The sequence below is a fragment of the Lysinibacillus sp. FSL R7-0073 genome, from assembly GCF_038009065.1.
Classification (GTDB): Bacteria; Bacillota; Bacilli; order Bacillales_A; family Planococcaceae; genus Lysinibacillus; species Lysinibacillus fusiformis.
Genome location: NZ_JBBPAS010000001.1, coordinates 3,978,796 through 4,002,928, shown reverse-complemented (window position 1 = coordinate 4,002,928; position 24,133 = coordinate 3,978,796). Strand labels below are relative to the sequence as shown.

The following is a 24,133-nucleotide window of genomic DNA, read 5'->3' as shown; positions in this document are numbered from 1 at the left end:
AATCAACCATGATGCAAAGCTATTGTCAAAGCTGTGGAGTGCCTCTAACAGATGAGGCTTTATTAGGAACGGAAAAAGAAGGTCACAAAAATCATGACTATTGTACATATTGTTATGAGAAGGGGAGTTTTAAACAACCTGATTTAACCGTAGAAGCAATGATTGATATTTGCGTGCCACATCTAAAGGGAGATGGCATGCCTGAAAACGAGGCCCGTAATATGCTCACATCTTTTTTGCCAAGCTTAAAAAGATGGAGAAAACAGGAATGGTCAGAACCAAAAATTATAAACAGAGAGGCATTTCAAATCATAGGAATTTCGGCGGAAACAAGCAATGCCAATGAAATGACAGCACAAGCCAAAATCCCGCAATTATGGCATGATTTTTATGAGCAAAATATTGTTTGCCAACTTTCTACGTTGGATAATCAAAGCGTGTACGGTTTGTATTCGGACTATGAAACTGATGTAAACGGCAATTATTCCATAACACTTGGTGTAGAAGGCCCATTGAACGAACCACCTTCTGAATTAGTCATCAAGACTATTCCAGCAGCCAAATATTTAGTATTCACATCACAAAAAGGAAAAATGCCGGAGATTGTTATCCAAACATGGCAAGAAATTTGGGCATGGTTTGTAAATTCTGAGGTGGAACGAACATATACTGGTGATTTTGAATTGTATGATGAACGTTGTGCAAACCCACAAGAGGCACAGGTGGAAGTTTATATCGCTATTAAATAAAAATAAGTCTCTTACCAATCAATTGGTAGGAGACTTTTCATCGTTTTGAGGGGGAATTATTTCAATATGTGGTTCGATATGCACAAGAACCTGACAAAAGCGATTTTCTCGCAAGATGGTACGTTCGATTTCTTCAGTAATGCGGTGACTGTCAAAAACATTTAAATAGGGGTCAACAGTTACGGTTATGTCGATAAAATACATATTACCGTGAGCTCGGCCTTTAAAGTCTAAGAGCTCGATCACACCGTCCACATTACGAATTAGGACTGATAATGTTTCCACTTCATTGATGTCAAATGCATCTGTAAGACTTTGAACAGCTTCCCAAAAAATTTCTACTGCTGTTTTAATAATTAAAAAGGCAACGATAAGAGCTGTTAGAGAATCGATAATGGGAAAACCAAAAATCGCACCAAAAATACCTATTGCAGTGCCAATGCTGACAAATGCATCTGAGCGATTATCAAAGGCGGCTGCTTTGACAGCGGAGCTTTTTATTTTTTTAGATAGTGCCAAATTATAGCGATAAACGATATACATGACAGCACCACTACCTATCGCTACAAATGCTGTTAAGAGGGAAGGAGTTGTGCCAGGTGGTGCCCATAAGCTTTTTAAAGAATTAATTAAAACCTGGAGACCAACAACAAGCATGATGAATGATGCTACTAAAGAGGCAATGGTCTCAGCACGCAAATGCCCATATTGATGATTAGAGTCGGGCGGTCTTTGAGCAATGCGTAAGCCAATCAAGACGGCGATAGAGGCGATAATATCCGTGGTGTTATTTAAACCATCTGCCTTTAACGCCTCAGAGGTGCCGATATAACCAATCGTTAGTTTGATGGAGCTTAGAATTAAATAAGTCCCAATGGATAACCAAGCGCCTTTTTCCCCTTCACGTAAATTTGTATAGAGCTCCATTTTGTTTCCCCCTCGCAAAATTTTCGGACATTAGAAAACGACTCCCTTTTTAAAAGGGAGTCGTTTATATCTATTATCACGGTATTAACTCCCACCTATATAAGGTGTGAGGAAAAGTCCATATTTATGAATCTTACTCAGTAACAGCGTCAAATTCATTTGATAAATCACTTTCAGGTAACTTCAGAACTTCTAAGTATAAAATATGGTGACCATCTAATTCTTTTGCAATAAATTCATAACCTTGCTCCTGAATGCTGTCCCCTTCGACTGCATCGAAGCGCTTTGTCATAAACCAACCACCGATAGTATCAATATCATCATCTTCTATGTCAGTACCTAGCATATCATTCACATTTTCAAGGAGCATTTTGGCATCTAAAATAAAATGATTATCTGCAATTTCTTGTACTTCCGGGATTTCATCTTCGTCGAATTCATCTTGAATATCGCCGACAATCTCCTCAATAATATCTTCGATCGTCACTAAACCAGATGTTCCGCCATATTCATCCATTAAAATGGCCATATGAATACGTTCACGTTGAATTTTGAGTAATAATTCGTTAATTTGCGTTGTTTCCATCACTCGAATGATCGGCTGCATATAGTCAATAACTGGTTTATCCCCATTTTTCGGGTCTTTAATGTAAGCGGTTAATAAGTGCTTCATATTAACTAAACCAATTATATGGTCTTTATCGCCATCAATAATCGGATAACGAGTATATTGTTCAACACCCATTAAATCAAATACCTCTTTAATTGTCAGTTCTTTTTCAATGCCGACAATCTCTGTTCGAGGTACCATGATTTCCTTTGCAAGACGATCTGAGAACTCAAAAATACTATTTACATATTCATATTCTGCGTTATTAATTTCTCCACCCTTTAAACTATCCGATAAAATCATACGTAGTTCTTCCTCTGTATGAGCTACTTCTGATTCAGACATCATTTTTAAGCCGAAAAGGCCAGTTAGGCCACGGGCAGATCCGTTTAATAACTTTATGACTGGATACGTAATGTTGTGGAATAAAATTAATGGGCCAGATAAGTTTAATGTGACAAATTCTGCTTTTTGGATGGCTAATGTTTTTGGCGCCAATTCCCCAATAACAACATGCATAAACGTTACGATTGAGAATGCAAGTATAAATGAAAGGATAGATGTTATACTACCATTCAAATTTAGAAATTCAAACACTGGGTGCAAAATAATTTCGAATGTAGGCTCACCTAACCAACCTAAACCGAGTGCAGTGATAGTAATACCTAACTGACATGCAGATAAGTACTCGTCTAAATCTGAAACAACACGTTTTGCATTTTTCGCCTTCTTATGCCCTTCTGCGAGCAATTGATCAATGCGGGTAGTTCTCACTTTAACGATTGCAAATTCTGTTGCAACGAAAAATCCTGTCATTATAATTAGTAGGGCGAATGCCGCCAACCTAATGGTTATCTCCAATATGTCTCCGTCCAAATAATTCCTTTGTTCCCGCCCAAATGAGGGAAGTAAACAAAGTGTACACCTCCTATGATTTAAAAAATTGTTGGATGTTTCAATAATAAGTTATTTAAAAGAAAAACACAAATATTGACAACAACTTTTTCATTTGATTTTCTATCCCTGTTTAAAAAAGTAGCTAGATTCAAAAGCAAAGTGATTGTAAACGCGATTGCAATATGCTAACTTAAATTGAGCAAAGATAGTTTGTTTAGGGAAAGAAGCATTTTGCATCTTATATATTACGACACGTCAAAAATCTCAAGAATGCTTTTACTTGCGGATTTTTTTAAATGAATTATTTTTATAGCTAATGGAGAGACTCGATCATCAATTGAGACTTTCCTTTTTTGTGTGATAAAAAAATTTAGAAGGAGCAGTCACATCTGTAGACTGCTCCTTCTAAATTTATTCCTGTTGGAAACGTAATTTTAAACATGCCTTCTCTACATCATGAAAGGATTCTTTCAAAGGTAAATTCCCCGTAAATGGTGCTATAGATATTGGTGCTTTTTCTGTAATACCTTGCTGAGTCAAAATGTAATTTTTACCGTTATAAGTAAAGTACATTGTTTTAATTGATTTTTTACCAAAAGTGCTAGCAGAAGAGTCAAAGAAACCTTTGAGTTGACTACAATATTCATTATAGAAATCGCCATTAATGCCAGAAATGGCTTCAAATTTTTTGTTATCTAATTTACCAGCTTCGTCAGCTAGTTCGAATATTTTCGCGGAAAATTCTGAAAAAAATTCTTTTACTTTTACACGTATTAATGCTTTTGAATGATAACTGTTTAAGTCATCGGAAAGCGTGACTTTACTCATTGAAATGGCCCCCTGCATAAAAAACATATACTATTAAATTGCTAACCCTAATGTATAAGAAATATATAGGAATTTCAACATGTATCAACATAATTAGCATAAAGGACGTGCTATATACAGTAAATATAGGTATTTTTATGTGGGAATTAAGCGAAAAAATTACTATATTTTTTAATCATACACATGGAATAGCATTAGCTCATGAATCATTTTTTTAACATCTTCTTCATTTGGTGGTGTTGGCCCTGTCCATTGAATAGTGCCATCTTTTAAATATTCAGCAGAGTAGCGTTCACGCTGATAAAAAAATGAAACAGTCCATCCTGGAAGTTGAGTATTTTCAAATAATGGCTTAAAACTGAAATGCTGAATCATCATCAAACCTCATTTCTATAGTATGTAGTTCATATTATTCAAGGATAATGGTAATTTTGCAACTATTCACTTTTATACTGAAATCTAAAGAGGGTATTTCTTTCGTTGGAAATCATTGCTCTGCTATAATAAGTGCAGAAGGCGACAAATAACGCCAATCGTGAATTCAACTGAAATGAGAGGATACTAATGGACAATTTTATAGTGACATTACTTTTTATGGCAATTATTGGCGCAGCAATCGGAGGCGTTACCAATCACCTAGCCATTAAAATGCTTTTTCGTCCACATAACGCACTATATATTAAAAACTGGCGCGTTCCATTTACACCTGGTCTTATTCCAAAACGACGCGATGAATTAGCAAAACAGCTTGGTCTTACCGTTGTAAATTATTTATTAACTCCTGAAACATTTAGAAAGAAATTTTTCTCTAAGGATATTCAGGAAAAGGTTGAACAGTTTGTGCAAACAAAAGTAGAGGAAACCATCTTTACAAACGATAAAACGATTCAAGATTGGTTAAATATTGCAGGGTTTGCTCATATGCCAGCTACTATTGAGCAGAAAGTTGAAGCTATTGTTGAGGGACAATTTGCATCAGTGAAGAATACACTATCAACAAAATCAATTCGTACACTGCTATCTTCAGATATGCAGGATACTCTTGATGCCAAGATTCCTGTAGCAGTCAGTCATATACTAGAAAAAGGCGAGGATTACTTTTTATCACCAGAAGGTGAAATGACAATTAAAGCAATGATTGATGACTTCTTATCATCAAAAGGATCATTTGGTGGTATGATCAATATGTTTTTAGGTGATTCATCGTCCCTTGTAGGAAAAGTTCAACGTGAGCTCGTCAAGTTTTTACAAGCTCCGGGTACGTCAACATTATTAACAAAAATATTTACACAAGAATGGGAAAAATTAAAAGATCGACCAGCGATGGACTTTTTACAAGACATGCAGTTTGATCCAATTTTATCGAAATTACAAATGTATGTAAAAGAGCAATTAGCTGTCGCTGAACGTTTAAATCAACCAATTTCTTATTATTGGCCTGAAGGTAATGAATGGATGAAAAATTCGGTCATCCCACAGGCGATTGAAAAAGCTTTTGTCAAGGCAGAGGAAAAACTAGAGGATGTACTTACACGTTTAAATTTACAAGAAGTTGTTCGTGAGCAAGTGGACTCTTTCCCTGTAGAGAAATTAGAGGAACTTGTATTAGGTATTTCAAAACGTGAATTTAAAATGATTACCGTATTAGGTGCAGTTCTTGGTGGATTGATTGGTATTGTGCAAGGTTTAATTGTTTACTTTATTTAAAAAGGAGACTGTATAAATGGTTAATATTTATAACGACATTAATGCGCTAGAGGCAACTTTCCGTAAGACCCCAGAGTTTGAGGCTTTACAAGCGGCGGTGGAAGTTGTAAAGAGTGATGAAGAGGCGTTAAATGTCTTTAAAAACTTCCGTAAAATTCAAATTGAATTACAAAAGAAACAATTAGCTGGAGAGGATTTATTGGAGGATGAACTTGTTTATGCTCAAAAGGCATCTCAGCTTGTGCAGCAAAATGAAAAGATTTCAGCTATGCTTGAGGCAGAAATGAAGTTAAGTAAAGTCATTGAAGAAGTGAATCGTATTTTAATAAAGCCAATTCAAGGCCTATATGAAGATATTCAATAAATCATCCATATTGTAAGGAATAATTGTCTCAGGAATTGCACATATACAAGTAAGAGGAAAACGTGTATCCGCTAATCGGATCACGTTTTTCCTTTATATACACCAGTCGATTGTATTGGAGGTTATAACTATGCATGTATTCATTGAATGGACCTATAAAACACCGAAGGGAGCAACAACTGTTTTACGTTCTGAAGAAATGCCTGCAGCGCAAGCGCTATTACTAGCAGAGGATATGGAGAAGACCGGAAGAGTCAAGTCCATTCATTGTTTGGATCGTCAAGATACAAGTTGGACATTAAAAGAGCTAAAAGCCTATTTAAAAGAAATAGATACAGAGCCGCATAATATCATTGTCTATTTCGATGGAGGTTTTGATCGGGGGACAAGACAGGCAGGGCTTGGATGTGCTATTTACTATGAACAAAATGGCAAGCCTTATCGTTTAAGAAGAAATGCTTTTTCATCCGAGCTTAAATCTAATAATGAAGCAGAATATGCTGCGCTTTATTTAGGTTTAGTGGAGCTAGAATTACTAAACGTCCATCATCTACCTGTCCAAATTAAAGGAGACTCCCAAGTAGTTATCAATCAATTAAGTGGGGAATGGGCAGCATTAGAAAAGGATTTAGTAGGTTGGGCAGATAAGATCGATGCCAAATTAGCACAGCTTACTATTCAACCGGACTACCAGCTAATCGCTCGCAAGGACAATTCAGAAGCAGACCGTCTTGCTACACAAGCATTAAATGGTATAGATATTACAGGTTTGAGTGAACTCGTAAAAGAATAAATCGAAAGAGGTGTCGGTAGTTACTGTCACCTCTTTTTTTAAATTCTCTATAGGTAATGAAACTTTTTCCATTTTGAAACTACTACTCCTATGAACCCAAACAATAAGGAGAGATATTTTATGTATATGAAAAAATTAGCACCAGCAGCTTTGTCTGCATTATTAATGGGAAGTGTTGTCATACCTGTTGCTTCGGCAAATGAGCAGAAGGATGAAGTTGAAATTCCGCAAATCCAAATTGATCCAGTACACATTTTCAATCAAACACATGGAACAGTTGAAGATGTTCGTGTTGCTAAAGATATTACATATTACACTGTTAAAGACGGAGAGCAAACAAATGTACTAGAAGTTACTAAAGATACTCCTGTATATGATAATACGGGTAAAAAAGTAGAGCTTAAAGAAGGGGATAAAGTAGAAGCCTATACATTTGCCAATAAACCACAAAAATATATCTATCCACCGCAATTCAATCCAGAAATTGTCATTGTAGATTCAAAAGAAGTTGGGTTTGTAGAAGTGGATTATTTCTTTGAGGATTTAACAAACACATATGATATTTTAAAATTAAATATTGGTAAAGAAACAGAGCTACTTAATGCAAATGGTGAAAAAGTAACGTCAAAAGATTTAGCAGAGAAGCATTTAGCTGTTTTCTATACAGCATCCACTAAGAGTATTCCAGCACAAACAACACCTTCGAAAGTGATTGTTTTAGATGACAATTCGGAAAGTTCTTTGAATCCAGTAGATGAGGAAATTAATAAAATCATCGCCGCAGATTTTTATATGGTACAAGAAACAACAATGGTGCCATTACGTAAGATTGCAGAAAAGCTTGGCTTTAAAGTTGAATCAAAAGGTAAAACGGTTATCCTAACAAAGGGCAATGGATCTTATACAATCACACGTGGAGATAAAACGTTTGGTTATAACAAATCATTACGCACTTTGTCAGTGGCACCAACGTTGAAAGACACGAAAACATATATCCCTGTTGAATTCATTGAAGAATTTTTGAAATAAATTTGAAACTAGTATGCCAACTTTTATGGCATACTAGTTTTATTTTTCAAGAGACTATTCTGGAAGGATATCTTTTTGCAAATTGCTGCAGGCATTGCTTGAAAGAAACAGTACTCATAAAATTTTTAGCTAATATCATTTCATCTGAATACAATAAAAATTGCTGGAAGTGCTGTTTAACAAATGCCCTAGCTTTCTCGTAGTGCTTGTTGATAGATATAGCTCCGTACATTTCTTGTTGGTCAATGATGTAGATAAAGTCACAGATCACATTATATGTTCCATATTTAAATAATACGGTGACATATAATGTTTTTTCATCACATCGCGCTAAGTCAAAATGGTGGAATGCTACCTCTACTTGATGAATAAAGCTCGAAATGGATGGACGATTACTATTTTTTAAAAGAAACACTATCAACACCACCTTTTGTAAAAAATTATAATGACAAAAAAATAGTTTGTCTATATGTAGACTGAATATTCTGTTTTCAATCGTTTCTTATTGTTACTTTGCTTATAGTCATAGAAATTTGTTAAACTTAAATCTGCAATATATATGGAATAAGAAAAGAAGAGAGCGAAACAATATGAAAATGATTCACATAGATCAAAAATATCCTGAGGATTGGATTCGCGTATTAAATCATATAGCGAATTTATTTTTTGAGGATTCCAAGCTGCGAGTGGAGCCGGAGGAAGCTGATATGTCGGTTTCATTTACGTACGACGTTGGAGAGAATTTTTCAATAGCTACAAAAGCGATATTGACTGTAGATGGACAACAATATACAAATGATTACAGCATCCAATACGAATCAACTGCAACAGGTCGTGAGCTCAATATTCGAATGAAACGAGCATTATCCCATGTATTTTTAGATGTTCTTGAGCAGCATACAGGGGTACATCAGCAATGGGGGATTCTAACAGGAGTCCGTCCGACTAAGCTCTATCACAAGTTTAGAAAAGAAGGAAAAGGGGATCAAGAAATTGCTGAGCTATTAATTCGAGATTTTCGCTTGTCTAAGGAGAAGGTAGCACTTCTAAAGGATATCGTGGAACGACAATTAGTAACCATTCCAGATATTGATCAAATTGGGCAAGAGATTAGTGTATATATCGGCATTCCATTTTGCCCAACGAAATGTGCCTATTGTACGTTCCCAGCCTATGCGATCGGAAGTAATCGTAAGCAAGGTCGTGTAAATACATTTTTAGATGGCTTGCATATTGAATTACGTGAAATGGGAAATTGGCTCAAGGACAATAATATGAAAATCACCTCTATTTATTGGGGGGGCGGTACACCAACTTCCATTGAAGCAGATGAAATGGACGCCTTATATCAAACGATGTATGAATCCTTCCCGAACCCTGAAACAATTCGAGAGGTTACCGTTGAAGCAGGAAGACCAGATACGATTACACCTGAAAAATTAGAAGTGCTTAAAAAATGGGGAATTGATCGTATTAGTGTAAATCCCCAATCTTATACAGATGAAACGTTAAAGGCCATTGGTCGTCATCATACAGTTCAAGAAACAATTGATAAATTTTGGCTAGCCCGTGAATCCGGTATGAACAATATTAATATGGACCTCATTATTGGTTTACCAAATGAAGGTATTGAGGAATTCCAGCATTCGTTAGTGGAATCGGCTAAGATGCAGCCAGAATCATTAACTGTTCATACATTATCATTTAAACGAGCATCTGAAATGACTCGCAATAAAGATAAATATAAAGTAGCGGATCGTGATACGGTCGCTGAAATGATGCAAATGGCACAAGATTGGACAAAGGAAAATGACTATGTTCCATATTATTTATATCGCCAAAAAAATATTTTAGGTAATCTCGAAAATGTCGGCTATAGTAAAGCTGGTGAAGAGAGTATTTATAATATTGTGATCATGGAAGAGGTACAGACAATCTTAGGGATTGGTTGTGGCGCATCTTCTAAATTTGTTCATCCTGAAACAGGAAAAATTACGCAATTCCACAACCCAAAAGATCCTGCAGCATATATTATGACCTTTGAAGAGGCTATTGGGAAAAAAATCGAGTTTTTAGATGAGCTATACAAACTATAAAATAAAGGCGATCTGAGTGATTCAGATTGCCTTTACTATTTATAGAGTTCGTAATGTACACGCCATTTGCAAAATCACTGCATCTTCAAAATATTGTGGATCATAGCCAGTTAACTCTCTTATTTTATTTAATCGATAAGTAAGTGTATGGCGATGAATATTTAGTTGCTGTGCACAAAGCTTTAACTGTAAATTACAATCAAAAAACGACTGTAATGTTTCCAGCTGTTTTGCATTGATATTTTTAAGGATTCGGTGATGAAAGGCTTGTACCTCCTCTGATTCACGATGTTTAAAAAGAGAAAATAACTCTACATCCTCAAAAAAAGTAATCTCGTTATGGACGTTAGCAAATTCAAGTGCTGTCCTAGCTCCCTGATAGCTATAAGGAAGTAGTGAAAGTTGCTGGACAACTGGACCAATACCAATTTGTAAGGAAGGTAGTTTTTGTTTTTTCTTTCTGAGAGCTTTTATGATAGATTGACGGCTTTGTTCCTGACAATGGGTTAGCAGTATATAATACTCCTGTAATTGGCTATGTCCAGCTAGAATGGGCTGTCTATAAAATAAATCCTCAAAAAAGAAGGGTATCGTATTTTCTAAATAAGATGTTTCATGTAAACTCACTAAAATAACTTGGAAGGGTGCTATTAGTGAGAAGGGTAATTTCTGAATTCGTTTATTTAACGTAGTATCCAGCTTACTTCCATGAACGAGTGCCTCGAATATGTAGTCATTATTCTTCCGTTGCCATTCGCTTTTAGATTCAACGAGTGCTTGATGTGTCATGATCTCTGTCGTTAATTGAACGAGATTAGCGATTTCAAGCATATCTTCTGAATCTCCAGTTATACCAATTACACCTACTACTTCATCCTGATACATAATAGGCATATTAATGCCAGGCTTTGTATTTGGATATAACTCTATATTGTCTTCATTAATAATCAACGTATTTTTTGTTTGTGCTACATAAACTGCACCTTCGTGAATATCCTCCACCCTCATCTTGTCTCCAGAGGCTAAAATAACACCAGTAGGGCTAATGACATTAATATTGTGACGTAAGCGCAACATTGTTTGATGGACGATATCTTCTGCTAATTTTTTGGTCAACATGTTTATACACCTCGGATAAAAAACGGTCTGTTATAGCACAGATAATTTGTACATTTATTATAATGTTTTCTGAATTTATTGTCATTATAATAATTTGTAAGCGCTTAACTTAGGAATTTAAAATTTACGTAAATGTCAATGGACGACATAAGTGGAGGTATTATATGAAAATCATTATTAGTCCAGATTCCTTCAAGGGTACTCTGTCAGCAGTTGAAGTAGCGAAGTCCATGCAGAAGGGAATTCTGGATGCAGATCCATCAATAGAAACTATTATTCTACCAATTGCAGATGGTGGGGAAGGGACACTTGATTCGCTTATTGCCTCTACGAATGGTCAATATTTTTCAGTGGATGTATTAGATCCAATAGGAAGAGATATACAAGCACAATATGGTGTTTTGGGTGATAAAGAAACATGTGTGATTGAAATGGCTCAGGCATCAGGCATCATGTTGCTACAAGACAACGAAAAAAATCCTGAATTTGCCACAACGTATGGTACTGGCCAAATTATTAAAGCAGCTCTCGACCGTGGCTTTAGTAAATTTATTATCGGTATAGGTGGAAGTGCCACAAATGATGCAGGGATTGGTATGCTCAAGGCATTAGGTGTGCGATTCATAAAGGAAGATGGCTCCGATTTAGAGGATGGAATTTCTAGTCTATTGGAGTTAACTGCAATCGATGTAAGTGGACTGGATGCTAGATTAACAGAAGCGATATTTACCATTGCCTGTGATGTGGATAATCCATTTATTGGTGAACGAGGAGCAACAGCTATATTTGGTCCTCAAAAAGGTGTGCAGGATGATCAAGTCACACATTTTGATAACTGTTTAAAGCATTTTGCAGATATCGTCGAACAACAGTTTTCTATTCGATTGCATGATTATCAAGGAGCGGGAGCAGCAGGAGGATTGGGAGGCGCGTTAATCGCATTTTTAAATGGGACATTTCATGCAGGAATTGATATTGTCATAGATGCTGTCCAGTTACAGGATCATTTAGCAGCCGCACAGTTAGTAATAACGGGTGAAGGAAAATCGGATCTCCAAACATTACATGGTAAGGCTCCATTGGGGGTTGCGAAAGCCGCTGCGTTAGCACATGTAGATGCAGTTTTATTGTCGGGAGACATTGATAGTACGGCTAAACCTGCACTTCAAAAGTATTTTAGCGTTGTAGAAACATTAGTAGATGAGGAGATTACTACTCAGCAGGCAATGCAAGAACCTGCTCATTTTATTCGTTTAAAAACTAAGAAAATCTTAGAGCTTTACATACAAAAGGGGGCTGACTAGATGTTGTTCATTATTATTTTAATAGGGGTATTGTTTGTTGTATTGGGCACAGCCAAATTAAAGCTACATCCATTTCTGGCGTTATTAATTAGTGCCTTCTTCGTTGGAATTGCTTCAGGTATGCCACTATTAACAGTGGTAGAAAGTATTAACACTGGTTTCGGTGGTTTAATGACGAGCATTGGCTTAGTGATTATCGCTGGAACTATTATAGGTTTAATATTAGAGAAATCAGGTGCTGCCTATCGAATGGCAGAAGTGGTTTTACGAATCGTCGGTCCAAAACGGCCACAACTTGCGATGTCTTTAATTGGTTACATCGTATCCATCCCAGTATTTTGTGATTCGGGTTTTATTATTTTATCGAGTTTGCAAAAATCATTAGCAAAACGGGCTAACGTAACGATTGCATCAATGGCAGTAGCTTTAGCAACGGGCTTATTTGCGACACATGTATTAGTACCCCCCACACCAGGTCCCATAGCAGCAGCAGGAAATATTGGGGCGGCAGATTATTTAGGGACAGTTATTGTCATTGGTTTATTAGTAGCTATACCAGCTACATTCGTAGGCTATATGTGGTCAGTGAAAGTTGCAACCAAAATTCGAGTACCCGAAGACGAGGTGGAGGCATTAGATTATGAGGAAGTCATTAAATCCTTTGGAAAAATGCCTTCAACATTTAAAGCCTTTTTACCAATCGTCCTCCCAATTGTTTTAATTGGTCTTGGTTCGATAGCATCATTAGTAGGTGATCCGGAATCAACATTCAATACGATCTTTAAGTTTTTAGGTTCACCAACAGTAGCTTTATTTTTAGGGGTAGCTGCTGCCTTTTTATTATTACCTGAAATTAGTGAAACGACTTTAACGGGTTGGATTGGAGAGAGTTTAAAAGAAGCTGCTCCCATTTTACTTATTACAGGAGCGGGCGGTTCATTTGGAACCGTTATTAAAAATGCTGGTGTTGGAGAAATGCTGCAGGAAATGGATTTGGGGATGTTTGCGTCAGGTACTTTATTCCTGCTAGTGCCATTTATAGTAGCTGCTGCCTTAAAAACCGCCCAAGGATCTTCAACGACAGCGCTTGTTATTACGTCTACTTTAGTTGCACCAATGCTCGTGACACTTGGCATTGAGGGAGCTGTCCCGTTAGCATTAGTAGTAATGGCCATTGGAGCTGGTGCAATGACAGTTAGTCATGTGAACGACAGTTTCTTCTGGGTAATTACACAGTATAGTGGAATGGAAGTTACACAAGCCTATAAGGCACAAACCGTTGCAACATTATTGCAAGGTATTGTTACAATCATGATTACAATGGTTTTATGGTGGATATTTGTTTAAAGTACGGGGAGAGCTGCCCATGGTAAGCTCTCTTTTTTGTATAATAGAAAGATAGAAAGGAAGTTAGTAACATGAAAAAATTAATAGTAGTACTCCTTTGTATTTTTTTATTAGCAGGCTGTACAGAAGCAGTTAAGACAGAGCAAGTGCCTGTATCGGCTGGCCATGAGATGCGAGTTCATTTTATTGATGTGGGACAAGGAGATTCCATATTAATTGAATCGCCTAATGGGAAAACAATGCTTATAGACGGTGGCGTGAAAGGTGCAGGACAGCGGGTAGTTTCTTATTTAAAGGAACTTGGTGTGAATAAACTTGATCAGGTAGTGGCAACACATCCCGATGCTGACCATATAGGTGGGCTCATTCCAGTGTTACAGGCAATCCCTATTGAGCAATTTTATGATTCGGGCAAAGTACATACCTCTCAAACCTTTGAAGAAATGCTGATGGCGATTGATGAAAAAAACATACCTTATTATGTACCGAAAACAGGGGACCTTATTGAATTTGATAAGGATGTACAGGTGAAGGTTTTAAATGCAAATGAACATGCAACAGATAATAATGATGCTTCGATTGTTTTAAAAGTTGTTTATGGCAACGTATCCTTTTTATTAACGGGGGATGCTGGCATATCATTAGAAAAAGAAATGATGCAAAATGATGTGACAGCCACTATTCTGAAGGCAGGACACCATGGTTCTAATACAAGTAGCTCAGAAGAATTCATTCATGCAGTGAAGCCAGAAGTCACTATATTAAGCTATGGTGAAGATAATAAATATGGACATCCTCATGCTGAAGTAGTGGATCGATTGCAAGCAATTGGGAGTAACATCTATGCTACTGCTGACTTAGGAACGATTATGGTGGCAACAGATGGGGTAAACTACACGGTGAATGGAAAGGAGGCTTCCAGAGCTGTAACTCCAAAAACTCCATCCATTGTTTTACCTTCCTCAGCTGTTGAGATCGTCAGCAAAGATTTAGTGACAGAAATTGTAGGCATTAAAAATAATGGTCAACAAGCTGTTTCGTTAAACGATTGGCAGCTTATTTCTCTGGAAGGAAATCAAGTTTTTAATTTTCCTAATTTATCACTACAGCCTGGTAAGATCATTTATATTACTAGCGGGGCTAATGCTCGTGAAGGGGATAATTATTTAAAATGGACCACTAAACAGATATGGCTAAACGGTGGAGATGCTGCGCAATTACGGAATGAGAAAGGGGAACTTGTTAGTGAGCTCGACTAAATATACTTTAGATCGTATTGAAGACGGTTATGCTGTTTTTTTAAAGTATCCTGAGGAAGAAGAACAAATCATTATTTTACAGTCAGCTATGAATAAGCCCGTGCTTGTTGGGGATCGTGTACAGATAGAAGAAATCGACGGCATGTACCATATTGAAATTTTAAGGGAAGAAACGGAACGAAAAAGAGCCGATATCCAGAATTTAATGGACCGTTTACGTCATAAACATCAATAAAAGGTGACAAGCTGTGAGTAAGTTATCCACAGCTTGTTTTTATTTTTGAATCAGTAATGTCTTGTAGATGGGTGGAATTTGAGAGGAATTGGACATAATTTGTTATCCTAAATATTTTGAAAATATGCTAAAATAATAGTATTAATCAGAACCTAGGAGCGGACGGACAAAATGTCGATAAACACTATTATTTTTGATTTAGATGATACATTACTATGGGATAAAAAATCAGTAAAAACTGCTTTTGAAAAAACGTGCGACTATGCTGCTACGATACATAATGTGAATTCTGCTGAGCTAGAGGAAGCGGTTCGTCGAGAGGCTCGTGCGTTATACGAAGGTTATGTAACATACGACTATACAGTATTAATTGGTATTAATCCTTTCGAAGGACTATGGGGAACTTTTGATGACCCGACTGAATCTTTTCAAACAATGAAGGGGCTTGTTCCGGGCTATCGTGCTTCAGCATGGACAAAAGGTTTAGCTGCTCTTGGTATAGAGGATGCAAACTTCGGAACAGAACTAGGAGAACGTTTTGTAGCTGAGCGCAAAGCCTCACCATTTTTATACGAAGATACATTTACTGTGTTAGACGAATTAAAAGGGAGGTACCAGCTTGTTTTACTTACCAATGGCGCACCTAGTTTGCAAAATTTAAAGTTGGAAATTACGCCAGAAATTGCTCCGTACTTTGATCATATTATTATCTCAGGAGACTTTGGAAAAGGTAAGCCTGACGCTTCTATTTTTGAGCATGTAATGGAGAGAGTAGGCATTACAGCAGATGAGGCGATTATGGTTGGCGATAATCTTAATACTGATATTCTAGGCTCTTCTCGCGTTGGGATGCGAAACGTATGGATTAATCGCGAAAATAATATAGCCAATGGAGCTGTGACACCTACCTATGAGATAGTCTCCTTGACAGACTTATTACAACTAGTGGAAAAACTTTAGAGAAATGTACTGCTCCTTCATGGATGCAGTACATTTTTTTGATTGGAAAAGTTTTATATTTTATGCCAAGCGTATGAATAGAAACGCTATCACCAATATCACGATCACTAGCTTCCCCTTTAAAGAGTAATCAAAAAAGCAGAGAGTAAAAACTCCCTGCTTTTCATTTTCCTTATTATAAATTAATAGCTTTTACTTCATCGATATTTTCAAGCTGTGCAACAAATGCTAAATCCTCATCTGTTACAACATTATCTATCGTTAACATCATAACTGCTGTTCCACCAACTTGGGCACGACCAACTTGCATAGTTGCGATATTGATATCTTTTTCTGCAAGTTTAGTGGCTACACGACCTATTGCACCTGGTTTGTCAGTGTTTTTAATATATAGTAGATGTCCTTGTGGAATAACATCTACAACATAGTCTTCTACTTTGACGATACGTGCACCTAAGCCATTTAATAATGTACCAGCTACGGTATGTGTTTCATTTGCAGTAATAATTTCAATCGTAATTAAGCTTGTAAAGCCTTTAGCTGTTGTCGTTTTATGCTCAATAATTTTCATACCAATACGCTCAGATAGGTAGCGAGCATTGACATCATTCACATGATTGCCGTGGTTTTTAGCTAATAAACCTTTTAATGCATTAGAAGTTAATGGACGGACATCATAGTTTGCTACATCCCCAGCATAAGATAAGTTGATTTCTTTTACAGGCTCTGTTGTTACTTGTGATAAGAATGAACCAAGTTTTTCCGCTAATTCAAAGAAAGGCTCGACTTGTGCAAGAAGTTCTTTCGGAATAGATGGCATATTCACTGGATTTGTTACAGTACCTGTCTTATAAAATTTAATGATGTCATTTGATACATCAACAGCTACAGATTCTTGTGCTTCAATCGTAGATGCACCTAAGTGAGGTGTTGCGATTACTTGAGGTAAAGTAAGAAGCTTATGGTCTGTCGCTGGTTCAGATACGAATACATCCAGTGCAGCACCTGCTACTTTATCAGCTACGATAGCATCATACAAATCGTCCTCATTAATAATACCGCCACGTGCACAGTTAATGATACGTACGCCATCTTTCATCATTGCAAACTTTTCTTTATTAATGAGATTACGTGTTTCAGGAAGAAGTGGTGTGTGTACAGTAATGAAATCTGCTGCTTCACAAATTTCTTCCACTGTCGCCTTTGTGACACCTAATTCTTTTGCACGCTCATCAGTTAGGAAAGGATCATATGCCATAACATTCATACGTTGACCTTTTGCACGGTAAGCTACTTCAACACCGATTCGGCCAAAACCTACAACACCTAATGTTTTGTTTTTTAGCTCTACTCCAACATAAGATTTACGGTCCCATTTCCCATTTTTTAATGTATTAAAAGCTTGTGGAATGTGACGTGCAAGTGATGTCATCATGGCGATTGTATGCTCAGCAGCTGAGTTTGTGTTACCATCTGGAGCATTGACAACGATAATACCATGCTCAGTGGCAGCAGCAAGGTCAATATTATCGACACCTACACCAGCACGACCAATTAATTTTAAGCTTTTTGCCGCTTCAATTACTTCACGTGTCACAGTAGTTTGTGAACGAACAAGTAACACGTCTACATCTGCAATTTTAGCGATTAATTCTTCTGGTGCTAGGCCAGTGTCTACGATAATGTTTAAATCTAAATCTTGTTCCTGGCGTAATGGGAAAATCCCATCCTCACTTAGTGGGTCAGCAATAAATACGTTAATTGTTTTTGTGGCAGTAATCATTATAATTAGCTCCTTTTTAATAAATGTTAATTGTGGTCTTAGTGACGACGGTCTGAAATTTGTAAAATTCTAACATCTTACAGCATGCAAACAATCTCCTTTCCGAATCGAAAGCAATATAAAAAGCCTTTCACGCCTTACAAACACAGTTATTGTGTTGTAAGGGGCGAAAGGCTGTATAAACATTGGTTCGCGGTACCACCCTTAATCACTGCTAGAAAAAATTATTCTTGCAGTCTTAGCAATATGCGTAACGTGCATGAGACGGATAAGCTTACTTAGATGGTTCAGCTTAACTATTCAGGAGTGGAACTATTATCGTAGAAATCACTGATTTACACCAACCATCAGCTCTCTTTGGATTTTCTTTCGACTAGTGTGTCTCCGTCGTTATATTTTTTATGATTAAATTTGTTAACATCATAATCCCTATTGTTCACCTTTGTCAACGATATTTCTAAAAAACTAAAAATACATTGACTTCAAAAGTCTGAAAAATACCAATACACGAATATTTTATGTATTTAAGTTTTGTAATGTTCGTCTTTTAGGGGTGTACAATGAAAGCGTTAACGATATTTAACAAGACTGATTGTATCAAGGTTCCATGAAGCTTATAGCAAAAATATTATATGGCAATTAAATGGGATTAATTAATTGTTCTAAGTTAGAACTAGTTTGTTTCATGAAAGAAAACGAACATTTTGCCTTGTCACATTTTAGACAAAACTTTGAGTTTTAGAAGGTAAATAGACTATGAGAGAAGAATTTAAATTAAGGATGATTGATTTGGGGGTGTAGTAATGAAATACGATGTTGCAATAGTTGGTGCCGGACTGGCAGGCTTAGTGGCAGCCTGCGAGTTAGTCGATGCAAAGAAAAAAATACTTTTAGTAGATCAAGAGCCTGAAAATTCATTAGGGGGACAGGCATTTTGGTCCTTTGGTGGCATATTTTTAGTAAATTCTCCTGAACAAAGAAGACTCGGCATTAAGGATAGTAAGGAGCTGGCATGGCAGGACTGGTTAGGGACAGCAGGCTTTGATCGTTTAGAAGATGAGGATTCCTGGGCATATAAATGGGCGAGGGCCTATGTCGATTTTGCTGCGGGTGAAAAATATGATTGGTTGAAGTCGAAGGGGATTAAATTTTTTCCTGTTGTTGGCTGGGCAGAACGGGGTGGTTCTCTTGCTGGTGGACATGGAAATTCAGTGCCGAGGTTTCATATTGTATGGGGAACAGGTCCAGGCATTGTTAAGCCATTTGTGGATAAAGTCAAACAGGCAATAAAAGATGGCTATATTGATTTTAAACCACGACATCGTGTGGATGAATTTATTCAGCAAGACGGAAAGATTATGGGGATAAGTGGAACAGTACTAGCAGAAACCTTTATCAGTCGAGGGGAAAAAAGCTCAAGATTAGGAGTCGGAGAATTTTCTTATGAGGCTGCAGCCGTTATTGTGGCAAGTGGGGGTATCGGGGCGAATTTCGATTTAGTGAGAAAAAATTGGCCTGAACGATTAGGGACCCCTCCTAAAAATATGGTATGTGGTGTCCCTGCATATGTAGATGGGAGAATGCTAGAAATTACAGAGCATGCAGGGGGACGTATTGTGAATCGTGATCGTATGTGGCATTACACAGAAGGATTAAAAAATTGGGATCCGATTTGGCCTAATCATGGAATACGAATTTTGCCAGGTCCCTCTTCCTTATGGTTTGATGCAGAAGGTAACCGATTTCATGCACCTAATTTCCCTGGATTCGATACACTCAGTACACTAGAAACCATTCAAAAAACAGGCTATGACTATTCCTGGTTTATTTTAACAGAAAAAATTATTGAAAAAGAATTTGCTCTATCTGGCTCGGAACAAAATCCGGATTTAACAAACAAAAGCATTGGCGATGTTTTAAAAAGGATCATGCCCGGACCACCTGCTCCAATCCAAGCCTTTAAAAACCATGGTGAGGATTTTGTGATTGCAAATGATTTAAGAGAACTAGTAGATGGAATGAATAAACTAGCAGGCAATAATTTACTCGATTTCATGAAAATTAAAGAGCAAATTTTAGCAAGGGATCGAGAAATGGATAATAAGTTTACAAAAGATTTACAGGTGAACGCCATTCACGGTGCCAGAAATTATATTGGGGATAAGCTTGTACGTGTTGCTAAGCCACATAAAATTTTAGATACTAAAAATTGGCCATTAATTGCGGTACGATTAAATATTTTAACAAGAAAAACCTTAGGTGGCTTACAAACAAACTTAAATGGGGCAGTGTTAGGGATAGATGGTCAGCCTATTCAAGGATTATTTGCTGCTGGGGAAGTAAGTGGCTTCGGAGGCGGTGGTGTTCATGGCTACCGCGCTTTAGAAGGCACGTTTGTTGGTGGCTGTTTATTTAGTGGTATTCAGGTAGGACGTTTTTTAGCAGAAGTTTAGTGTAAAAAGAGCATCGTCATAAACGATGCTCTTTTTGCCGCCAAGTAATGGAGTGACGTCTATTATGAATTTGCGTTTTGGACATTTGCAATTTTAGCGATTTGCTCTTCGATTTGATTTACCGTCCAGCCATGCTCCTCAACGAAGAAGTTACGTTTGGCACGACGGCACTCATCAGAACAGCTACGCATATAAAAGTATTCATGCTTTTCTTCACATAGCATTAATTTATGGCATTCGGGATTTGCACAGTTCGTATAACGTTCGGAAGGCTCACCTGTGAAATAATCTTTTCCGATAACGACATGCTCCACTTGATTGATTGGTACACTGCGACGACGATCAAAAACAAACATTTGACCATCCCAGAGTTGACCTTTTACTTCAGGATCTTTTGCGTATGTGGCAATTCCACCATGTAATTGACCAACACTTTTTCCATAGCCCTCACGTTTTAACCAACCAGAAAATTTTTCACAACGAATTCCACCTGTACAGTAAGTTAAAATCTTTTTATCAGCAAATTCTTCTTTATGTGTTTCCATCCATTCTGGTAAGTCACGGAAATTTTCAATATCTGGTCGAATAGCGCCTCTAAAATGACCAAGGTCGAATTCATAGTCATTCCGTGCATCAATAATGATTGTATTCTCTTCTTGCATTTGTTCCATAAATTCCTTTGGAGATAAATATTCTCCTGTTATTTCTAATGGATTAATATCATTTTCTAAACCCAAGTGAACGATCTCGCGGCGAGGGCGAACGTGCATTTTTTTGAAAGCATGCCCATCAGCTTCGTCAATTTTCCACATGATATCGCTAAATCGAGGATCTACCTTCATATGATTCATGTAAGCGTCTGTTTGTTCAATAGTCCCCGAAACAGTTCCGTTAATTCCTTCATAACCAACTAAAATGCGGCCAAGAAGTCCGAGTTCTTGACATAATGCTAAATGTTCTTCAGCAAATGCTATAGGGTCTTCAATCGTAACATATTTATAATAAAGTAATATACGATAGTCTTTTTGTGTCAAAATGTGTAACCACCTTTATAACAATATTCGTCCTTTAATATAGCATAACAAAAGCGAATTTGTTTAGCGGAGAAGGAGTTTTCTAAAAAAACACGAATAGTACATAGTGAATGACTATTCATATTTGGGGGTAATGGAGATGGAATTTTCAACGATTACTTTAGAAATGTTAGATCGCCGTGCAACGGTAACTTTGAACCGTCCTCAGGCGATGAATGCGATGGATGACGTTATGATGCGAGAACTCGCTGAATGCTTTGAGGCTTTGCAACAGGAAAAAGATATACAAGTACTTGTTATTCGTGGAGAAGGGAAGGTCTTTTCTGCTGGAGGCGATATTAAGGCGATGCTTGATTCAAATAAGCCTCTAAATATTGATGAAGCGATGGTATATCTTACACGCATCGTTAAGGCCTATTATCAGCTACCAATGATTGTCATTGCGGCAGTTCATGGTGCATCGGCAGGTCTTGGCTTTAGTTTAACACTAGGGGCAGATATTGTTGTGGCATGTGAAAATAGTAAGCTAGCTATGAATTTCATAGGGATAGGGCTGATTCCGGATGGAGGTGGTCACTTCTTTATGAAGGAACGTGTCGGGACTGTGAAAGCGAAACAAATGATTTGGGAAGGTAAGGTCCTTACAGCACAAGAAGCATTAGATGCAGGATTAATTGACTATATAGCACCAGCCGGCACTGTATTTGCAATGGCAGATCAGCTAGTTGGTAAAATGCTTGCCTCACCTATTTCTTCTATGATTACGACAAAAAATATTTTACACGCTCAAAATTTACCACAGCTCGAAAATATCCTTGCAATGGAAGCGGAAGGTCAATCAACTATGCGTAAAACGACAGATCATTTAGAAGGAATTCATGCCTTTGTAGAGAAAAGAACACCTGTCTTTGTAGGGAAATAAAAATAAGAAAAGGCATGTAGATATCCTACGTGCCTTTTCTCAATTATTAAACATGGAATAAAATTAATTTACCTGAAGCGTTTACAAGACGATGAGTTTTGTTGGCAACACCTTTTTCTTCTATTTGTTGTTGGCCATTTAATTTAGCAGCCTCATCATTTTCAAAAGTCCATGTTTCATCAAACAATGTTTCCCCTGTTTTTTCGAAAGCTGTGAAACGATAATTCTCCATACAAACCCCACCCTTTTATTGAAATATATATCTATTATACATAGAAGACTTATAAACTTCACGGTAAAACTAGTAAACTATTTGATAAATTACGAAAATTGTGGAAAAAGTAAGTCGGCACTTTTTTTTTAGCATTACCATTTTTCATAAATAGGGAAGTATGATAAAATAGAACAAATATTCGGTTTTGTAATCATATGACTGCCTTGGTTGATAGTTTGTAGTAACTAACTGAGGTGGGAATTATCTATAGTTGGGGTGATTGGATGTCAGCAATTCGTTTTTTCCATATGGCAGATTTACATTTAGATAGTCCATTTAAGGGCTTATTTGGCTTACCTGAACACATTTTGAAAGAAATTCGATCAAGTACGTTTGATGCTTTTGATAAAATTATTCAAAAGGCGATTCAGGAGCAGCCCGACTTTTTATTAATTGTCGGAGATATTTACGATGGTGAAAATCGCAGTTTACAAGCTCAAAGAAAATTTCAAGAGGCAATGGAGAAACTTTTTCAGCACAATATTCCTGTAATTATTAGCTATGGGAACCATGATCATTTAAAAGGAACTTGGACACGTTTTTCTTTACCAAGCAATGTTTATGAATTACCGGCTGAGACAAGTGTTGTCCATTTGAAAATCCGTGGTCAGCAAGTCTGTATATATGGCTTCAGCTATAGTGAACGCCACTTAAAGGAGTCGGTTGTTGATACTTATCCAATCGCTCAAGATTCTCATGCAATTCATATTGGCATGTTGCATGGCAGTGAGGCTAGCGATACTTCACATGCTTTATATGCTCCATTTACAAAACAGCAGCTGCTTGAAAAGAACTACCATTATTGGGCGTTGGGACATATTCATAAACGACAGCTCTTACATGAAAACCCCCCTATAGTTTATCCAGGCAATATTCAAAGTCGTCATCGTAAAGAACAAGGAATAAAAGGTTTCTATGATGTAACTTTATCTCAAACAACATGTGAACTTGATTTTATGCCTACCTCCGCCATTGTTTATAACACGATAGAGGTGGATTGTACGAATATCGTACATGCTAATGAATTACTTAAAAGATGCGAAGAAGCAATTGCTGTCAATCGTACTTCATTGGGAGCGGCGGTAGTGGAACTTTATTTAAAAAATATTGATGAGCAGACAGAGGCCTTGTTTGAGCATGCGACGGTGGACGCGTGGCTGGAGACCATTCGAGAGGCAGAAGAGGGGATTGAGCCAATGTGTTGGGTACAAAAAATGGTGTTACAAAAACCTTCGATTCATGGTGAATATTCTGCTGCCACGCAATCAGTCGTAAGTTTAATGGAGCAATGGGATAGTAATGACTGGAAGGATATACTAAAAGACTTATACCAGTATGCTGGTGGCGCTAGGCTGATCGAGCCTTTATCTGAAAAGGATATAAAGAATCTAACGCACAACGCACAGTCACTATTGGCGGAAGAAATTCAAAGGGCGTGATGCA

Annotated in this window: 23 protein-coding genes and 1 other annotated feature; of the genes, 14 read left to right on the top strand and 9 right to left on the bottom strand. The window is 37.2% G+C overall.

What is annotated here, in order from left to right:
- Nucleotides 1–8: 8 nt before the first annotated feature.
- A complete protein-coding gene (locus tag MKY88_RS20110) occupies nucleotides 9–749 on the top strand; it encodes an effector binding domain-containing protein (protein WP_340814543.1) in 741 nt (246 codons plus the stop codon).
- Between the two features lie 18 nt (nucleotides 750–767).
- Here MKY88_RS20110 and MKY88_RS20105 read toward each other — a convergent pair whose 3' ends face one another.
- The 4 genes from MKY88_RS20105 to MKY88_RS20090 all read right to left on the bottom strand — a co-directional run bounded on the left by MKY88_RS20105 (nucleotide 768) and on the right by MKY88_RS20090 (nucleotide 4,386).
- A complete protein-coding gene (locus MKY88_RS20105; protein WP_193833070.1) occupies nucleotides 768–1,676 on the bottom strand; it encodes a cation diffusion facilitator family transporter in 909 nt (302 codons plus the stop codon).
- Between the two features lie 133 nt (nucleotides 1,677–1,809).
- The gene (locus MKY88_RS20100) at nucleotides 1,810–3,129 is read right to left on the bottom strand and encodes a hemolysin family protein (RefSeq protein WP_175423136.1); all 1,320 of its coding nucleotides are present in this window, start codon (nucleotides 3,127–3,129) and stop codon (nucleotides 1,810–1,812) included.
- 465 nt (nucleotides 3,130–3,594) lie between these two features.
- Complete coding sequence (locus tag MKY88_RS20095) at nucleotides 3,595–4,011, bottom strand: hypothetical protein (protein WP_340814540.1); 417 nt, start codon at nucleotides 4,009–4,011, stop codon at nucleotides 3,595–3,597.
- A gap of 171 nt (nucleotides 4,012–4,182) precedes the next feature.
- Entirely contained in the window at nucleotides 4,183–4,386 is a 204-nt protein-coding gene (locus MKY88_RS20090; protein WP_025117277.1) for a YheE family protein, read from the bottom strand.
- Between the two features lie 189 nt (nucleotides 4,387–4,575).
- Here MKY88_RS20090 and MKY88_RS20085 point away from each other — a divergent pair, with 189 nt between their 5' ends.
- The 4 genes from MKY88_RS20085 to MKY88_RS20070 all read left to right on the top strand — a co-directional run bounded on the left by MKY88_RS20085 (nucleotide 4,576) and on the right by MKY88_RS20070 (nucleotide 7,904).
- A complete protein-coding gene (locus MKY88_RS20085; protein WP_069482623.1) occupies nucleotides 4,576–5,718 on the top strand; it encodes a DUF445 domain-containing protein in 1,143 nt (380 codons plus the stop codon).
- A gap of 16 nt (nucleotides 5,719–5,734) precedes the next feature.
- Nucleotides 5,735–6,082 carry a YlbF family regulator gene (locus MKY88_RS20080; RefSeq protein WP_008173388.1) on the top strand — a complete coding sequence of 116 codons (348 nt, stop codon included), beginning with the start codon at nucleotides 5,735–5,737 and terminating at the stop codon, nucleotides 6,080–6,082.
- A gap of 130 nt (nucleotides 6,083–6,212) precedes the next feature.
- The gene (locus MKY88_RS20075; RefSeq protein WP_144789596.1) at nucleotides 6,213–6,875 is read left to right on the top strand and encodes a ribonuclease H family protein; all 663 of its coding nucleotides are present in this window, start codon (nucleotides 6,213–6,215) and stop codon (nucleotides 6,873–6,875) included.
- 120 nt (nucleotides 6,876–6,995) lie between these two features.
- Nucleotides 6,996–7,904, top strand: a complete 909-nt coding sequence (locus MKY88_RS20070; RefSeq protein ID WP_328201373.1) for a copper amine oxidase N-terminal domain-containing protein — start codon at nucleotides 6,996–6,998, stop codon at nucleotides 7,902–7,904.
- Nucleotides 7,905–7,950: 46 nt separating this feature from the next.
- Here MKY88_RS20070 and MKY88_RS20065 read toward each other — a convergent pair whose 3' ends face one another.
- Nucleotides 7,951–8,319 carry a hypothetical protein gene (locus MKY88_RS20065; protein ID WP_328201371.1) on the bottom strand — a complete coding sequence of 123 codons (369 nt, stop codon included), beginning with the start codon at nucleotides 8,317–8,319 and terminating at the stop codon, nucleotides 7,951–7,953.
- Between the two features lie 175 nt (nucleotides 8,320–8,494).
- Between MKY88_RS20065 and MKY88_RS20060 the strand changes: the two genes are divergently transcribed.
- Nucleotides 8,495–10,000, top strand: coding sequence for a coproporphyrinogen III oxidase (locus MKY88_RS20060; RefSeq protein ID WP_328201369.1), 1,506 nt, complete (start codon nucleotides 8,495–8,497; stop codon nucleotides 9,998–10,000).
- Nucleotides 10,001–10,039: 39 nt separating this feature from the next.
- On the opposite strand, the gene MKY88_RS20055 is transcribed toward MKY88_RS20060, so the two are convergent.
- A complete protein-coding gene (locus MKY88_RS20055; protein WP_258270416.1) occupies nucleotides 10,040–11,119 on the bottom strand; it encodes a CdaR family transcriptional regulator in 1,080 nt (359 codons plus the stop codon).
- Between the two features lie 164 nt (nucleotides 11,120–11,283).
- Here MKY88_RS20055 and MKY88_RS20050 point away from each other — a divergent pair, with 164 nt between their 5' ends.
- The 5 genes from MKY88_RS20050 to MKY88_RS20030 all read left to right on the top strand — a co-directional run bounded on the left by MKY88_RS20050 (nucleotide 11,284) and on the right by MKY88_RS20030 (nucleotide 16,224).
- Nucleotides 11,284–12,423, top strand: coding sequence for a glycerate kinase (locus MKY88_RS20050; RefSeq protein ID WP_328201367.1), 1,140 nt, complete (start codon nucleotides 11,284–11,286; stop codon nucleotides 12,421–12,423).
- Complete coding sequence (locus MKY88_RS20045) at nucleotides 12,424–13,770, top strand: GntP family permease (protein ID WP_258270414.1); 1,347 nt, start codon at nucleotides 12,424–12,426, stop codon at nucleotides 13,768–13,770.
- 71 nt (nucleotides 13,771–13,841) lie between these two features.
- Nucleotides 13,842–15,029 carry an MBL fold metallo-hydrolase gene (locus MKY88_RS20040; RefSeq protein ID WP_328201363.1) on the top strand — a complete coding sequence of 396 codons (1,188 nt, stop codon included), beginning with the start codon at nucleotides 13,842–13,844 and terminating at the stop codon, nucleotides 15,027–15,029.
- On the top strand, nucleotides 15,016–15,264 hold the full coding sequence (locus MKY88_RS20035; protein ID WP_193833059.1) for a DUF3006 domain-containing protein: 249 nt from the start codon (nucleotides 15,016–15,018) through the stop codon (nucleotides 15,262–15,264). The genes MKY88_RS20040 and MKY88_RS20035 overlap by 14 nt, the downstream gene beginning before the upstream one ends.
- Nucleotides 15,265–15,435: 171 nt before the next feature.
- Nucleotides 15,436–16,224: an HAD family hydrolase gene (locus tag MKY88_RS20030; protein ID WP_328201359.1), complete on the top strand. Its 789-nt coding sequence runs from the start codon at nucleotides 15,436–15,438 to the stop codon at nucleotides 16,222–16,224.
- Between the two features lie 175 nt (nucleotides 16,225–16,399).
- Here the strand turns inward: MKY88_RS20030 and serA are convergent, their stop codons facing one another.
- Nucleotides 16,400–18,007, bottom strand: coding sequence for a phosphoglycerate dehydrogenase (gene serA, locus MKY88_RS20025; RefSeq protein ID WP_069482612.1), 1,608 nt, complete (start codon nucleotides 18,005–18,007; stop codon nucleotides 16,400–16,402).
- Nucleotides 18,008–18,166: 159 nt separating this feature from the next.
- Nucleotides 18,167–18,407 (bottom strand) — a binding site (T-box leader).
- Between the two features lie 403 nt (nucleotides 18,408–18,810).
- On the opposite strand from serA, the gene MKY88_RS20020 reads away from it, so the two are divergent.
- On the top strand, nucleotides 18,811–20,460 hold the full coding sequence (locus MKY88_RS20020) for an FAD-binding dehydrogenase (RefSeq protein ID WP_193833056.1): 1,650 nt from the start codon (nucleotides 18,811–18,813) through the stop codon (nucleotides 20,458–20,460).
- Nucleotides 20,461–20,522: 62 nt separating this feature from the next.
- Here MKY88_RS20020 and trhO read toward each other — a convergent pair whose 3' ends face one another.
- Nucleotides 20,523–21,494 carry an oxygen-dependent tRNA uridine(34) hydroxylase TrhO gene (trhO, locus tag MKY88_RS20015; protein ID WP_328201352.1) on the bottom strand — a complete coding sequence of 324 codons (972 nt, stop codon included), beginning with the start codon at nucleotides 21,492–21,494 and terminating at the stop codon, nucleotides 20,523–20,525.
- A 139-nt stretch (nucleotides 21,495–21,633) separates the two neighbouring features.
- Here trhO and MKY88_RS20010 point away from each other — a divergent pair, with 139 nt between their 5' ends.
- Nucleotides 21,634–22,416 (top strand): enoyl-CoA hydratase, encoded by a 783-nt coding sequence (locus MKY88_RS20010; protein ID WP_328201349.1) that lies wholly within the window; start codon nucleotides 21,634–21,636, stop codon nucleotides 22,414–22,416.
- Between the two features lie 46 nt (nucleotides 22,417–22,462).
- Here MKY88_RS20010 and MKY88_RS20005 read toward each other — a convergent pair whose 3' ends face one another.
- Entirely contained in the window at nucleotides 22,463–22,648 is a 186-nt protein-coding gene (locus tag MKY88_RS20005) for a YhzD family protein (protein ID WP_008173354.1), read from the bottom strand.
- A gap of 266 nt (nucleotides 22,649–22,914) precedes the next feature.
- Here MKY88_RS20005 and MKY88_RS20000 point away from each other — a divergent pair, with 266 nt between their 5' ends.
- Nucleotides 22,915–24,129 carry a metallophosphoesterase family protein gene (locus MKY88_RS20000; RefSeq protein WP_069482608.1) on the top strand — a complete coding sequence of 405 codons (1,215 nt, stop codon included), beginning with the start codon at nucleotides 22,915–22,917 and terminating at the stop codon, nucleotides 24,127–24,129.
- Nucleotides 24,130–24,133: the final 4 nt, after the last annotated feature.

Excerpts from the sequence above, each read along its gene's own strand:
- MKY88_RS20020 (WP_193833056.1), top strand. The coding sequence starts at position 18,811 with ATGAAATACGATGTTGCAATAGTTGGTGCCGGACTGGCAGGCTTAGTG.
- MKY88_RS20095 (WP_340814540.1), bottom strand. The coding sequence starts at position 4,011 with ATGAGTAAAGTCACGCTTTCCGATGACTTAAACAGTTATCATTCAAAA.
- MKY88_RS20000 (WP_069482608.1), top strand. The coding sequence starts at position 22,915 with ATGTCAGCAATTCGTTTTTTCCATATGGCAGATTTACATTTAGATAGT.
- serA (WP_069482612.1), bottom strand. The coding sequence starts at position 18,007 with ATGATTACTGCCACAAAAACAATTAACGTATTTATTGCTGACCCACTA.
- MKY88_RS20040 (WP_328201363.1), top strand. The coding sequence starts at position 13,842 with ATGAAAAAATTAATAGTAGTACTCCTTTGTATTTTTTTATTAGCAGGC.
- MKY88_RS20050 (WP_328201367.1), top strand. The coding sequence starts at position 11,284 with ATGAAAATCATTATTAGTCCAGATTCCTTCAAGGGTACTCTGTCAGCA.
- MKY88_RS20005 (WP_008173354.1), bottom strand. The coding sequence starts at position 22,648 with ATGGAGAATTATCGTTTCACAGCTTTCGAAAAAACAGGGGAAACATTG.
- MKY88_RS20105 (WP_193833070.1), bottom strand. The coding sequence starts at position 1,676 with ATGGAGCTCTATACAAATTTACGTGAAGGGGAAAAAGGCGCTTGGTTA.
- MKY88_RS20085 (WP_069482623.1), top strand. The coding sequence starts at position 4,576 with ATGGACAATTTTATAGTGACATTACTTTTTATGGCAATTATTGGCGCA.
- MKY88_RS20045 (WP_258270414.1), top strand. The coding sequence starts at position 12,424 with ATGTTGTTCATTATTATTTTAATAGGGGTATTGTTTGTTGTATTGGGC.
- MKY88_RS20075 (WP_144789596.1), top strand. The coding sequence starts at position 6,213 with ATGCATGTATTCATTGAATGGACCTATAAAACACCGAAGGGAGCAACA.
- MKY88_RS20110 (WP_340814543.1), top strand. The coding sequence starts at position 9 with ATGATGCAAAGCTATTGTCAAAGCTGTGGAGTGCCTCTAACAGATGAG.
- MKY88_RS20070 (WP_328201373.1), top strand. The coding sequence starts at position 6,996 with ATGTATATGAAAAAATTAGCACCAGCAGCTTTGTCTGCATTATTAATG.
- MKY88_RS20090 (WP_025117277.1), bottom strand. The coding sequence starts at position 4,386 with ATGATTCAGCATTTCAGTTTTAAGCCATTATTTGAAAATACTCAACTT.
- MKY88_RS20055 (WP_258270416.1), bottom strand. The coding sequence starts at position 11,119 with ATGTTGACCAAAAAATTAGCAGAAGATATCGTCCATCAAACAATGTTG.
- MKY88_RS20060 (WP_328201369.1), top strand. The coding sequence starts at position 8,495 with ATGAAAATGATTCACATAGATCAAAAATATCCTGAGGATTGGATTCGC.
- MKY88_RS20010 (WP_328201349.1), top strand. The coding sequence starts at position 21,634 with ATGGAATTTTCAACGATTACTTTAGAAATGTTAGATCGCCGTGCAACG.
- MKY88_RS20030 (WP_328201359.1), top strand. The coding sequence starts at position 15,436 with ATGTCGATAAACACTATTATTTTTGATTTAGATGATACATTACTATGG.
- MKY88_RS20080 (WP_008173388.1), top strand. The coding sequence starts at position 5,735 with ATGGTTAATATTTATAACGACATTAATGCGCTAGAGGCAACTTTCCGT.